Annotated in this window: 12 protein-coding genes; 2 read left to right on the top strand and 10 right to left on the bottom strand. The window is 54.0% G+C overall.

All coding sequences use genetic code 11. The annotated features are described in order from the left end of the window. Window positions 1-412: 412 nt before the first annotated feature. Entirely contained in the window at window positions 413-1,318 is a 906-nt protein-coding gene (locus LB553_RS29440; RefSeq protein ID WP_224518465.1) for a LysR substrate-binding domain-containing protein, read from the bottom strand. A gap of 302 nt (window positions 1,319-1,620) precedes the next feature. Here LB553_RS29440 and LB553_RS29435 point away from each other — a divergent pair, with 302 nt between their 5' ends. Then, the gene (locus LB553_RS29435) at window positions 1,621-2,502 is read left to right on the top strand and encodes a LysR substrate-binding domain-containing protein (RefSeq protein WP_224518464.1); all 882 of its coding nucleotides are present in this window, start codon (window positions 1,621-1,623) and stop codon (window positions 2,500-2,502) included. A 70-nt stretch (window positions 2,503-2,572) separates the two neighbouring features. On the opposite strand, the gene LB553_RS29430 is transcribed toward LB553_RS29435, so the two are convergent. The 9 genes from LB553_RS29430 to LB553_RS29390 all read right to left on the bottom strand — a co-directional run bounded on the left by LB553_RS29430 (window position 2,573) and on the right by LB553_RS29390 (window position 12,364). After that, entirely contained in the window at window positions 2,573-2,734 is a 162-nt protein-coding gene (locus LB553_RS29430) for a transposase (RefSeq protein WP_224518467.1), read from the bottom strand. Window positions 2,735-2,809: 75 nt separating this feature from the next. Next, a complete protein-coding gene (locus LB553_RS29425; protein WP_224518463.1) occupies window positions 2,810-3,340 on the bottom strand; it encodes a transposase in 531 nt (176 codons plus the stop codon). A 242-nt stretch (window positions 3,341-3,582) separates the two neighbouring features. Further along, window positions 3,583-5,193, bottom strand: coding sequence for an ABC transporter substrate-binding protein (locus LB553_RS29420; RefSeq protein WP_224518462.1), 1,611 nt, complete (start codon window positions 5,191-5,193; stop codon window positions 3,583-3,585). Window positions 5,194-5,261: 68 nt separating this feature from the next. Beyond that, window positions 5,262-6,377 carry an LLM class flavin-dependent oxidoreductase gene (locus tag LB553_RS29415; RefSeq protein WP_224518461.1) on the bottom strand — a complete coding sequence of 372 codons (1,116 nt, stop codon included), beginning with the start codon at window positions 6,375-6,377 and terminating at the stop codon, window positions 5,262-5,264. Window positions 6,378-7,287: 910 nt separating this feature from the next. Then, the gene (locus LB553_RS29410; RefSeq protein ID WP_224518460.1) at window positions 7,288-7,860 is read right to left on the bottom strand and encodes a flavin reductase family protein; all 573 of its coding nucleotides are present in this window, start codon (window positions 7,858-7,860) and stop codon (window positions 7,288-7,290) included. Between the two features lie 14 nt (window positions 7,861-7,874). Beyond that, window positions 7,875-8,828, bottom strand: a complete 954-nt coding sequence (locus LB553_RS29405; RefSeq protein ID WP_224518459.1) for a flavin reductase family protein — start codon at window positions 8,826-8,828, stop codon at window positions 7,875-7,877. A gap of 67 nt (window positions 8,829-8,895) precedes the next feature. Continuing rightward, window positions 8,896-10,563: an ABC transporter ATP-binding protein gene (locus LB553_RS29400; RefSeq protein WP_224518458.1), complete on the bottom strand. Its 1,668-nt coding sequence runs from the start codon at window positions 10,561-10,563 to the stop codon at window positions 8,896-8,898. After that, complete coding sequence (locus tag LB553_RS29395; protein WP_224518457.1) at window positions 10,563-11,417, bottom strand: ABC transporter permease; 855 nt, start codon at window positions 11,415-11,417, stop codon at window positions 10,563-10,565. The genes LB553_RS29400 and LB553_RS29395 overlap by 1 nt, the downstream gene beginning before the upstream one ends. Beyond that, window positions 11,414-12,364, bottom strand: coding sequence for an ABC transporter permease (locus tag LB553_RS29390; RefSeq protein ID WP_224518456.1), 951 nt, complete (start codon window positions 12,362-12,364; stop codon window positions 11,414-11,416). Before LB553_RS29390 ends, LB553_RS29395 begins: the two co-directional genes overlap by 4 nt. Window positions 12,365-12,677: 313 nt before the next feature. Between LB553_RS29390 and LB553_RS29385 the strand changes: the two genes are divergently transcribed. Beyond that, a complete protein-coding gene (locus LB553_RS29385; RefSeq protein ID WP_224518455.1) occupies window positions 12,678-13,442 on the top strand; it encodes an IclR family transcriptional regulator in 765 nt (254 codons plus the stop codon). The last annotated feature ends 144 nt before the right edge of the window (window positions 13,443-13,586 follow it).

The raw sequence follows: 13,586 nt of genomic DNA, 5'->3' as shown, positions 1-13,586 counted from the left end.
CTATAAGGACGGCACCATGATGCTGCTCGGCGACGCCAAGAAGATGACCGAGGAAATCGTCAAGGCGATGGATCACTAAATTGATGCGCGCCGCCAACTGCCCTTCTAAGGTTCGATTAACGCGGCATCTTTCCCGCCTCCCTGAACAATGTCAGATCGCGCGGGTGGTTGACTATAACTCGCTGGATTGCCGGTATGATTGGTGTTGAAGGACCGGTTTACAGTCGATACGGACTATGCATCGCCGCGGTGCAAGCAGCGGACCCGTTGCCAGTTTCGAGAGTAGATATGAAGGAAGCTGCAGCGACTGACATCTGGGTAATGTGTGCTTTACGGAATCTCGGGATCAGTTGTCGCAATGCGTTGGATCGATGCCATTGAGCCTGAACGATTATACATAGTTGCACCTGTTCTATCTCAGCGCCTGTGATTGCTTTAGAAGCCAGTCCACAAGAGTTCTCACGTGCTTCCGAAGCATTTTCCCCGGCTGTGCCAGCACATAGAACCCGTTCTGGGTGGTCACTTCGACCGGCAGGGGGCGGCAAAGCTGGCCCTGTTCGAGCAGGAATATGTTCGTCATAGACCATCCAATGGCGATACCTTCCCCTGCCATTGCGGCTTGCAACACCAGCTGATAGTCATTGAACACGACGGTGGGCTCAATAGACTTTGAAGTCATCTGCAGGGCAGCATAGAATTCTGGCCAGTTTATTCTCCGGCGGTTTGGATCCTCGTAAGATAGCAACTTGTGATTTAAGAGATCTGAGACGTCATTCAGCGGTGGGGACTCTGCTAGGTAGGCGCGAGAGCAAACCGGGAAAACGGTCTCCTTGGCCATCAGCCAAGCGTTCTTGCGATCTGTCGTTAGTGGCAACAAGCGAATGGTGAGATCGATGGCGTCGTCGGGCTCAACATCTTTGTCAATTGTCAGGATCTTGAGCTTTATGCCAGGATGCATTTTGTGAAAGTCTCGTAATTGAGGCATGAGCCAATAGGTTGCCATTGACGTCGACGCGGCAACTGAGACGAAGCCCAGCTCACGTTTGCCTATTGCATCGATAGTGTCCTCGATTTGAGCGAAGCCGCCGCTGACCGCTCTGAAAAGCAACTGTCCATCCGGTGTCATACTCACGCCGCGGTTCGCACGGATGAACAATTGAGTGCCGAGATGGCGCTCAAGCTTCCGTATCGAATGCGATATGCTTGATTGGGTGACGTTGAGATCTTCGGCCGCCCTCCCAAAATTTCGAGTCTTCGCGGCGGCAAGGAACGCGAAGAGAGATTGCGGAGAAGGGATTTTACTTCGCAGGCCAGACATGAAAGGAATTCATGTCACGGGGAATCTTTCACGTCTACAAATTTCTTGCAGGAATGCGAGCAGAGCGGCGGGGCGTCTAAGCGGCGCCTCCGCAATCCCTGCAAGCAGAATTTCAGCATGCGTAGTTCCTGTTTGTTGCGTAATTCTCTATCGGCGCCCCATGCGCATCTCTCCAACGCCCGCTCTTGACACTGCCGACAGCCGGGTCTCATCGTGGGCTAGCAAGTCGCAACCCATGCTTCTCGAACTCCGGGGAGGAGAAGATCGTTCGAAAATATTATGGGCTACCACCCCTGAACACTTTGGCCGTTTTTGAGGCTACGGCCCGACATGCGAGCTTTAAGCAAGCGGCGGACGAGTTGAACGTGACAACGGGGGCGATCAGCCGCCAAATCAAGGCATTGGAAGACGAACTCGGCGTCAAGCTGTTCACTCGCGGAACAACTGGTGTAAACCTCACGCCGACTGGGCAGGACCTTTTTTCCGAGATCGCTGCCGCTTTTTCACGATGTTCCGAAGCGATTTGGGCGGCCAAGTCAGGACAACGGGAAGAGAGCGTCACGTTTGCCTGCACCGATGCTTTTGCGACATTTTGGCTTATGCCCAGAATGGTAGATTTCTGGACTAGGCATCCAACCATATCGGTCAATTATCTGATCTCAGAACAGACCCGCGATTTTCGTAATGCAGAGGTTGATCTGTTCGTCCGCTCAGCGACCGGCGCGTGGCCGAACGAGAATGCCGAACCGCTCTTCGAGGATTCGATCTATCCGGTGTGCGGGGTAGGCTTTGCTATTGAGCACCAGGGCATACACCCATCGGAACTTTCGCGCTTGCCGCTCCTTCACATGGACTGGACCAATCCGGATTGGCCTTTATGGCAGGATTTCCTCCAGGCCGCCTCGGTGCCCAGCGAAGGCCTGCGCGGAAAGCGGTTTGGCAAATATGCGGTGCTCCTTACGGCTGCGGAAGCCAATCAGGGTGTGGCTCTCGGTTGGGATTCGCTGGTGCGCCCGTTGATTGAAGAGGGCAGGCTCGTTCGGCTGACGGAGTTGTCCATGCGGGATCCGGTTGGCTTTTGCCTCGCCTGGAATAGTAAGAAACGTCTCTCGGAGTCTGCGGTAAAGCTGAAGGCCTGGCTCGTCGAGCAAGCACAATCTGGGATGCATGTGCAGCCAGAATGAAGTGCGAAGTGAGGACAACCCGGCTCTGATCGAACCCAAACCCAATCCCTTAGAGCCTGACTCGAAACGGTTAAGTGCGAGGTGGAGCTGCGCGGCGGCGGAGCATGAGGCGGATGGAGGCGACGAATATCCATGCCTCGGCGCTTGCGATAGTCGCCTCGAAGTCCTTGGCGAGCCGGCGACAACGTCCGAGCCAGGCGAAAGTTCGCTCGACGACCCATCGTTGCGGCAGAACCTCAAAGCCCTGCCATGTCGGAGCGCTTGATGATTTCGATGGTCCACGTGTCCAGGTCGGCCAGGGCCTGCGTCAGTTTTTCTCCGGCATAGCCGCCGTCGGCGAATAGATGGCGCAGCCAGGGTAAAGCTGTCGAATGGAGGCGGTGACGCCAACTGCCCCATCCCTGTCCTGGATGTCGGCCGCGTGCACCTTCAGCCCGACAAGGTGCCCCTCGGTGTCGGTAATGTTATGGCGCTTGCGGCCGTTGATTTTCTTGCCGCCATCGTAGCCACGCAAACCGGCAACGTCCGTGGTCTTTGCTACTTGACTGTCGATAATGCCGGCGCTCGGGCTCGCCTCGCGACCAAGCGCCAGGCGTGCCGTAGCCACCAGGTGGAAGTTGATGGTCTTCCAAAGGCCACTGTCCCGCCAGGCATAGCAATAGCGTTGAACCGTCGAAACCGGCGGAAAGCGGTCCGGCAATGCCCGCCACTGGCAGCCTGTCCAGGCGCAATATAAAGGAGAACGTCCACAACCGCCCGAAGCTCGGTCGTGCGTGGTCGTCCCGACGCCTTCGCTCCAGGCATGAACGGCGATCAACGCCCATTCCCGGTCCGTCATTGCATTTGCATCTCGCTGCCCCGCGGCAATACTGCAGCCGGGTGGTCTCCGTCCAACCCATGTTGTGATCATGCTTAAGTCTAGACATCTCAGGCAAAACACAACGGACGGAGCCACTCAACCGAGTCCACCGCCCAATCTTGAGTTTTGGATCAGGCTCTAAAGCGCCTCACAAGAATGCAAGCTTAGATGGCTCCCGTGTCGAACAAGCGAAGCTGTTCAGACAAACCGAGCCATCTCTGTTAGGCTTCCAGCCAGACATATTCGGCAAACGCGCCGCCCATCATCGGACCCAGCGGACTGGATTCAAATCCGTGGAGCTTAGACGACATTGCATCAGTCGTCGTCTTGAACGCCGGTATGATTGTGCCCGCATCTTCGGACACCATCATTTGCATGTCGCCGTAGATTGATTTCCGCTTGGCCTCATCCAACATGCCCCGCGCCTCAAGCAACATCTTGTCAAACTTCTCCGACTTGTAGCGGCTTTCATTCCAGGCTGCATTGGATGCATAGGCGATGGAGAAAATAATATCGGGCGTGGGTCGTGGAAGCCAATGACCGAAATGGACGGGATCCTTGAGCCAGTGATTGGACCAGTATCCATCCGAAGGTACTCGCTTCACATCCAACTTCATTCCAATCTCATCAGCGGACTGTTGAAGTATTGCAGCGATATCTATAGAGTTATAAGCTGTTTCAGAGGCAATCATCTGGATCGGAGTACCTAACAACCCGGCCTTTTTAAACTGGAACTTGGCCTTGTCAGGATCGAAAGGCTTTGGTTTAACTTCAGAATTATAATATATGCTTGATTTGTCTATTGGCTGATCGTTCGCGATCTCTGATGTGCCTTTAAAGACGGCTTTTTGAATGAGTTCGCGATTCATCAGATATTTTAGACCAGCCACAAAACCGGCTTTGTCGCCAGGATCCATGTCCAAGCGGCTGACGAGATTCGTGTAGGAACCGGACGACGAGGTTGCCGCTCTGACGCTTGACTGGTTTTGGAATAGCGGAAGCGATTTTGGGTTGATAATGCCGGCATATTGCACGTCACCTGACAAAACCGCGTTGACGCGAGCGGTGTCGTCGCTGATTGCAAAAAAATCGAAGGAGTCGAGATAGGGCAGATTGGGTTTCCAATAGTTCGGGTTTCTTGTCATAAGAGACCGAACACCCGGCTCAAAACTCTCGAGTTTAAATGGGCCAGTTCCGTTGCCTTTCGAGAAGTCCGTCGTCCCAACCGCGACGATCTGGAAATGATTGAGCGCCAGGATTGTCGGAATGTCGGCGTTCGCGCTATCGAGGGTAATCTCTACGGTCTGCGCATCAATTGGCTTAACGTCCGCGATCTGCTTGGCGATGGAGTTGACTTTCGACCCGACGGCAGGGTCAAGGTGTCTCTTGAGCGTGAAGACGACGTCAGCGGATGTCAGCGACCGACCGTCGTGAAAGGTTACACCTTTCCGCAACTTTACCGTCCATACCTTGGCGTCTTTGGTCTCGACACTCTCGGCCAACTCCATTTTCGGGCGACCGTCGCTTCCCAGGATCGTCAGTCGATTGTAGAGCGCACAGCACCGGACGAAATCAGTGACCATGCCTGACTTTGCCGGATCCAGTGTTTCTGCGGTGGACGTGACTGCAGCGGCGGCCTTCAGTGATCCGCCGCGCACCGGAGTTTCCGCAAAAGCGCGGGTTGCCTGGCTGAAAATACCCGTTCCCATCGCGGCGGCGGCACCACCGAGCATCATCAAGCGCAAGAGGTCACGTCTCGTCGCTCCTTGAGCGATCGCCTGTTCCACCATCTCGTTGTATTGCGGGTCTCGCAACCTACTGCCGTTGTTCATCTCATTCTTCCCCTGTTATGTTGTAACCACAATAGAAATGCATCGTATTCCAAACGTGCGATCCTGGTTCAGAACCTAGACCCAGCTTGGCTCTTCTCACTCCTAGGCGGCTCCCCAGCGCTTCGTTTCTGGGTCATCTCCCGCAGGAGCGGCAATAGTTCCCGACCGTACAATTTCGTATCCTCGATCGGATCGAAGCCCCGTATGAGGAACGTCGTAATGCCCATGTCGTAGTAGTCCAGCATCGCATCGACGACCTGTTCGGCGGTGCCGACAAGCGATGTGGAATTCCCCTGCCATGCTCCCGTTAACTTCGCGAGTTCGGTCCACAACCGCTTGTCCACCCTCGGCCCCTGGGCGGCCGCTTCAAGCAGGCGATGCGCGCCGGTGTTCTCCTGGGGTTTGAATACTGGCCCCGTCTTCTCGGACAATTGCTTCGTCTGCTCGAGGATATCTTGCGCCTTTTTCCAGGCCGACTCCTCAGTGGCCGCCAATATCGGACGCATGGACAAACTGAACCGGATTTGGCGTCCATGTTTTGCAGCTGCTGCCTTAACTCTCGCAACCGTCTCACGAGCCTGCGCATAGGTTTCACCCCAAAGGGCGTAGACATCGGCATGCTTGCCCGCAACTTCTATGGCTGCATCCGAGGCGCCGCCGAAGTAAACGGGAATATGCGGAGTGTTGATACATTTAATCTTAGAGAAAGCTTGTTCCACGTGATAATAATTGCCGCGATAATCGAAGGGTTTGTCGGAAGTCCATTCTTTTTTCATTATATCGAGGTATTCATCGGCACGAGCGTAACGCTCATCCTTGCCGATATGGCTGCCATCCTGACGGAGTTCAGCGTCATTGCCGCCAGTGATGATATGTACCGCAGCGCGACCGCCGGTTAACTGATCCAATGTTGCAAATTGCCTTGCGGCGATAGTCGGAGCCGTGAAACCGGGCCTATGCGCAACCATGAATGCAAGGCGCTTTGTCACTGACGCCGCATGTTGTGCGACCATCATGCTTTCCGACCAGACCGAAGTGAAATGAATAAGCGCCCTATCGAACCCTGCTTCATCAAGTGCCTTGGCCGCGGCCTCGAGATGACTTATGTCAAAGTCCGCACCTTTCGCCGGCTGCGACTCTGATGAATTGTTTATGTTTAGATGGCCGATGACGTCGATTGACATGTAGATCTCCTGGATTTTGTATCATGGTCTTCAGCCTGGAGCATGAAGGTACATTCACTTCACTTTTCAGCCCCGGCTTCGAAAACCGTTTTCTTGAATGGCTATCTTTACCAGCAGGGCCCACATGTGCTGCTAACTCTTCAGAGGTTGTTGCGTTCACCTGACGCAACTAGATCAAGCGCTCTGATCGGTTGCCTCATCCCGCGATGCAAAGTGTCGCCGAGATTTTTGATGAACGGCGGGCTACGGGGGCCATCTCCACCCAGGCGGCGCTCTATCTCAGGAACATCGGAGTTTATATCCGCCAGTAGCATCCTACCGAACGGACCGGCCGCCACTTGGCGGCACTCGACCGCCGAACTCTCCGCTGGCGAAAAGGATGCCAACTCTACCATGTTTTTCCGCTGGCCATCGTTCAGTAACCCAGTCTCGTTCCAACATATGGAACGATGTTCTATATATTAGGTCACCACTCCGACACTGTCAACCTTCGGAGCTGGGCGTGTTCACGTGCTGGTTTGGCAACACCACTACGCAATCAAATGCCGAAATTGAGAGCTTGGAGCGTCAAGAACTACCAAGCCGTAGCGCGAACGCGACGCTTATGGGTCGAAGACGTTGCGACATTCATGCGATCCTATCGCAAGGCTGTGACGCAGCTGTATCCAGGCAAGGTTCGGGCCATGACTTGAAGTGAAGGCAACGTGAGATCGTTTCGGTCTGGGCCGAGTTAGCCTAGCTCGATACGCGTCGCGATGAGACTGGAACGATCCATGACCAAGCAAGAAGCTGAGACATCTCTGCCGCCCCGACGATCGTTGTGCCTCTTGATAGAATCCCGGAGGCAACTCAGCATTTCGACCGCATCCAATTTTTTGTCGATACCTTGGCCGGACAGCACGTGTGGATTTCAGGCTGTGCCTAGTCTTAAATCACTATCTCGACTGTTGAAGGCAATTGTACGCCCGCGGAAATGGATGAGTGGTAGGCCATCTTCTTTAATCATCGTCGCGACGACTCGACCCAACACGATCGCAACACCATGCCAGTCGAATATTTTTTCTACTTGGCAGTCTGCAGCCCCCAGAGCGTCGCGATAGATTGGGCAGCCTGTCTTCAAAGAAGTCCAATCGCCGTCTGAAAACCGACTGCTGCCGCTGATACCGGCCTTTCCGGAGAACACATTGGCGAGGTTCTGTGAAGTTGCCGGCAAATAATTTATGGCGAAACGTTGCTGCCTCCGAATTTCCGCGCTGGCAGAGGTTTTCCCATCGATCGATACCACCATCGTTGGTGGGGTGGAGGTGACATGGGAAGCGGACAGTCCGAGGAAACCAGCAGGTCCCTCGGCGCCATCGACAGTGACGATCGTGCTGCCGATCGCTCGCTGGCCGAGCAAGGCCCAGAAATCCTTGGCAGTTACACTCTCGCCGTCCTCGACTACATTCGAGGCATGGGCTGAAGGCACTTTCTGATCAACCATTTCAACCTCAATGGTTACCTACTGGCCCAAAGTTGACTAAGAACGTTAATCGTATCGGCGATTTGCTTCTGTGAAAGATCGGATAATTCTTCTGCCTCAAATTGAAGCCACCTGCGCCGGATCGCTTCGCGACTGTCATAGCCAGCCTGGGTTAAACTAAACCTGTCGCCTTCTTGCACGGCGAGGCCCATCGACTTCATTTCAGTCAGGGCGTCTTCGGTGTCCCGGATGCCCTGAAACGTCTTCTTAGCGAGGGCAGACACTGTGATGTTGGGTGTTTCACCCAGTGCGTCCATGGCGCGTGTAACCGATTGGTGCACACCCTCAGCTGCTCGCTGCTCCTCAAACTTCTGTAAGAGCAGACGGTTGACCCTAGTTATCAATGAAATCATGCTGTTCGGAACTGGTTCCCAGCGGTCTTCGGTGTGCTTCGGAACTTCCGGACGCACCCTCATGCCGGGATGGTCGACGGCAACCGCGTAACGACCCTGAACAAACATCAACGGATCGCCTTCGAATGTACAAACATTCAAAGCGCGCCCCACTTTGATGACGTGATCCCCACCATCGTAGGAATTTTCAGATTGGCATTCGATATGGGCAAGTGCGCCATCGATCGTTGGAATATCATTCCAGCCTGGCGTCGTCGCTATCTGTGCGAATTTGTCCGGGGCCGGGCTGGCGAAGTGCCGGGACAGATCCACCTGATTTTTCGCCAATATGTTGATGACGAATCCTTCGGCGTTCTGGAAAATGTCGAAGCTTCGTGAGGTCCGGCTGATAGACCAGAGGACGAGGGGAGGTTCGAGCGACACTGAGGCGACTGAATTGACGGTGGCGCCCGCGTTCTTTCCGTGGTGCCGAGTTGTGATGACAGCCACACCAGTTCCAAAGAACCCCAGACATCTCCGGAACAATCGGGTGTCCTCGGCAGGGTTGCCTTTTTCGATCATCTTGAGACTGCCCATTTCGATCCGTCCATCAAACTAAGGTGTCGAATAAGAGGTGAGCGACGATGGGTTTGCGCCTTCGGCATCAGTCGCCTTTGCGTCGTGCGAATGCTTCCGTCAGTTTGGGATCTTGTACGAGAGCATCGAGCCAGCCGGTATCCAACTTCGGAACAGAGGCGAACAGGAGTTGTGAATAGGGATGAGCGTCCGGACAGCCGATCTTTTCAGGCGGAGTCTGCTCTATTTTCTCACCCGACAGCATGATGGCGACGTCATCGCAAATTGCGCGCACCGTCGACAGGTCATGGCTAATGAAGAGATAGGAGAGTTCCAATTCGCGTTGTAGCTCTTTCAGCAAATCAATAATCGCCGCAGCAACAACCGTGTCCAAAGCCGATGTGACTTCGTCGCATAGTATCAGCTTCGGTTCCGCTGCAAGTGCGCGTGCCAAATTGACTCTCTGCTTTTGTCCCCCGGAAAGTTCACTCGGTAAACGAAATTTTACGGTACGAGGGAGTTGCACCATGTCGAGAAGCTGATCGATCCGTTTGGCGCAAGATTGCCCATTCATGCGGTGATAAAACTGGAGCGGTCGCGCTAGAATATCCTCGATCGATCTGGCCGGATTAAGAGACGTGTCGGCGTATTGGAAAACGATCTGGAGTTGGCGCAGGGCCTCCCGGCTGCGTTGACGAACGTCAAGAGCAAGCTCGCTGCCATCGAAGATGATAGTTCCAGATGACGCTGGCAAAATGCCGGCGACTGCGCGAGCCAGGGTGGATTTGCCAGATCCGGACTCGCCCACAACGCCGAGATTGCGGCCCTTTGGTATATTGATGTCAACGGACTTTACGGCGACGACTTGCGGCAATCCATCATCCGTCTTGGCGCCATAGCCAGCTACCAAATTGCGAACCTCCAAAATGGTGGAGTCACTTTGGGTTGTATCACCGTCTCGTCGTAAGGATGCAGGTTCAACGGCGCTGATAAGGTCTCTCGTATAGGAATGTACAGGCTCTTTGATGATCTGTTCGGTTTTTCCAACTTCCTGGATTTCGCCATTCTTGAGAACAATGATGCGATCAGCGATCTGAGCGACAACCGCAAGATCGTGCGAAACATATACGCCCGCTATGTTTCGCTCGGCTAATACGGCTTTAAAGGCACGCAAGACCTCTATCTGCGTTGTGACATCCAGGGCTGTGGTCGGCTCATCAAAGATCAGCAACTTCGGATCGCTCATGAGAGCCATTGCCGCAGCAAGCCGTTGCAACTGGCCTCCGGAGACCTGATGTGGATAGCGGTCTCCGATCGTCTTGGGATCTGGCAACGCCAACGCACGGAAAAGCGCAACGGCTTTGATGCGCGCCTGATCCATTGAAATCGTCTTGTGAATGGCGCCGACTTCCGTCACCTGGTCAATTATCTTTTTGGCGGGGTTAAAAGCCGCGGCAGCACTTTGTGGAATGTAAGCAATTTCATTACCCCTGAGTCGTGCCCTTTCGCGCTCCGGTAATATCACCAAGTCGCGATCATCGAACATCACCTGGCCGCCACTGATCCGGCAGCCTGGGCGTGCATAGCCCATCAACGTCAGGGCGATCGTGGTCTTTCCCGATCCGCTTTCACCGATCAGGGCAACAACCTCACCCGCAAAGATGTCGAAGGACACATTGCGGATGATTTCGACTAGCCGTCCGGAATCCGTCTTGGCGTCGACCTTCAGTTCTCTAACTTTGACAAGCTCCTGCATTACTCGCTCCGGTCACGGATTTTCTGCGGAAGATTGTCAATAAGCAGATTGACGCTGATCGTAAGGGTAGCGATCGCGAGGGAGGGAAACATAACTGCTGGCGCTCCAAAGGAGAGGCCATCAAGATTCTCCCGGACCAAGGCGCCCCAGTCCGCGTTTGGCGGCTGCACGCCAACGCCAAGAAACGACAATCCGGACAGGAGGAGCACTATATATACGAACCTCAAGCCAAAATCGGCGAGAATGGGAGCCAAAATGTTCGGGAGAATTTCGGATCGAATTATGTATCCTAGACGCTCGCCTCGAGCGCGTGCAACCGTAATATAATCCATGGTATTGATGTTGACTGCAAACGCTCTGGCAAAGCGATAAGAACCCGGGGTGTAAATCACCGCCAACGTCAAGACCAATACCGGGAGGGATGATCCCGCACCGGCAACCACGACCAGGCCGAAGAGTTTGCTGGGAATGGAAATCAACGCGTCCATCACACGACTCACTATCGTGTCAAACCAACCGCCAACCACCGCGGCCATCATACCCACCACAACTCCGTTGAAGCAGGCGATGAGTACGGCAATAAGAGAGATGCCGACCGTAAAGCGCGCGCCCATTATTATGCGGGAAAACATGTCCCGTCCGAGATAGTCAGTGCCCATCCAAAAATTCCAACTGATGGGGCCGAAATAGTTGTAGTCGACAATCTTTCCGATCGGATAACGGACCACCAGGGGGGCAAAGATCGCCACGAGTGTCCAAGCTATGATGACAGCAAAACAGGCGATAGCCACCCTGTTGAATTTGTAACGTGACCTACGGCTTGCCACGGGGATTGCATCTGTTGCCTTCATCATCGCAGTCTCGGGTTTGAGAGAATTGCTACGATATCTGCGACCGTAACGAGCACGAGATATCCAATGCAAAAGATCATGGCGCACGATTGTATGAGTGGCAGATCGCGCGTCGCCACAGCATCAACCATAAGCTTTGCTATGCCGGGATAGTTGAAAATGGATTCGACAATTATCACGCCACCAAGCAGGTAAGACAGGGAAAGTGCAATCGCGTTGAAGATCGGCCCGAGAGTATTGGGAACGGCGTGCCTGAATACCATCCGGCCCCGCGATGCACCCTTCAGCAGTGCCATTTCAACGTAGGGGGTGTGGAGGGTTTCGATCACGGCCGCGCGTGTCATGCGGATCATCTGCGCCGAATTGACTAAAATCAGGGTGATCACCGGCATCGTATAGATACGAAGCAGATCGCCTATTGAATTGATATCTGCCGCGAGCGAGAGGGCCGGAAGCCATTTTAGATACACGGCGAATATCAGTTGAGCGGCTGTCGCTATGAGGAACTCAGGTACCGAGATGAATCCAACGGTAAGAGTGGATACCACTCGGTCATAAACGGTGCCTTGGTTTATTGCGGCGGCAATACCAAGCGCCAGAGATAACGGCACAGATACTATGGCTGTGACAAGACCGAGTTCGAGGGTGTTTACCAGGCGCCGCCCAATGAGGTCGGCAACTGGCATATTATTGGAATAGGATCTTCCAAGATCGCCGGTCAGGAGCCCGCCCAGCCACTTCAAAAACTGGATGATCGCCGGGTCATTGAGATGCATTGCGTCGCGCAGGCCAGCGACTGCTTCCGGGGTGGCTGCTTGACCTAAAAGAATCTCTGTTACATCCCCTGGCAAAAGCGAAGTCGCAAAAAATATTGCGAAAGAGACAATTACCAGTGTCAGCAATGCGCTTGCCAGCCGTCGAAATAAAAGGTCGAGAATCGCACTGTTCATACTGATTTCTTATGGGATGTCGCTATTGCTGATTGCGAGGGGGGAGGGGCGTCGAGCCACATATGCTGCCCAGGACCAGTGGCAGGAACGAATATTTTTTCATCGAAGCTCTTCCCTTGGAACATTGACCCTTCATTTAGAAGGCTCGCGACACCGTTCAGAAAGACCTCCGGAGATTCGACATCTTATAAACCCTCTCTCGAGCTTGTTCCGAGATATAGAACGCTTGGTTCGAATGTTGACACAAGGCCGGTGCTAATGCAAATTGTTTTTGTCGGCCATCCTGTCGACCCTACCGAGAAGAAAGATCGAGTTGTCTGCCACGCTCTCCAAGGGATTGTTGATCCTCGAAAACCTCGCGTCATCGCCCGCGCCAAAGGGCCTGACCGCGATTGCGTCTGAAGCTGAGCTTACAAAGTCGAACACCCACCGAATTCTCGTGACGCTCAAAAAATTCGGTTTCATTCAGCAGGAAGCTGATCGCAACTATCGCTGCACGATGAAGCTCTGGAAGCTTGGCTATACGGTTCTCACGCAAACCGATTTGCCCTGTGTCACGTCTCCGGCCATGCGCTTCCTGGCCGACTCATGCAACGAGTCGGTCCACCTGTCGGTGCTGGATGGACTCCAGGTCCTGTATGTCGACAAATTGGAGTCGGATCGCCCGGTCAGGGCTTACACCCAAAAAGGTGGGAACTCGCCACTTCATTGCGTCGCGACGGGCAAGATACTCCTTGCCTACAACTACCGGTCCTTGCGGTCGAGTGTCTGCGCAAAGTTGCAACGGTACACCAGTGCAACCATCACGTCGTCCAAGCGTCTCGACAAAGAGATGGAATCCATCGTGGCCAATGGGTACGCAATCAATTGCGGGGAATTTCGTGAGGAAGTCTACGGCATCGCCGCGCCGATTTTCGACCCCATCGGCAACACCATTGCTTCGATCGGAATATCAGGCCCGTCTACGAGGCTAACGAACGAGACGATCGAGAAAATGGTCCCGAAAGTGGTTCAAGCCGGTAAGATGGCCACGGCGGAGCTGGCGGGCCTGAAGCCTACTTTCCGCGCTGATAAGTGAGGTGAACTGCCCAATCCAATGTTCGCCATGGCGCGCTTGCGATTGCAGTTCAAAACAGAACTAAAGTGGTACTCATTTACGCAGCGCATAATCGATATTTCGTAATATTGTTATCATGAGAAAGAGGAACTGGTAAGTCTAGGT

This window comes from Mesorhizobium sp. CA8, assembly GCF_020164955.1.
Taxonomy (GTDB): Bacteria; Pseudomonadota; Alphaproteobacteria; order Rhizobiales; family Rhizobiaceae; genus Mesorhizobium.
The sequence above is the reverse complement of the archived record's forward strand: the minus strand, read 5'-3'. Positions and strand labels throughout refer to the sequence as shown.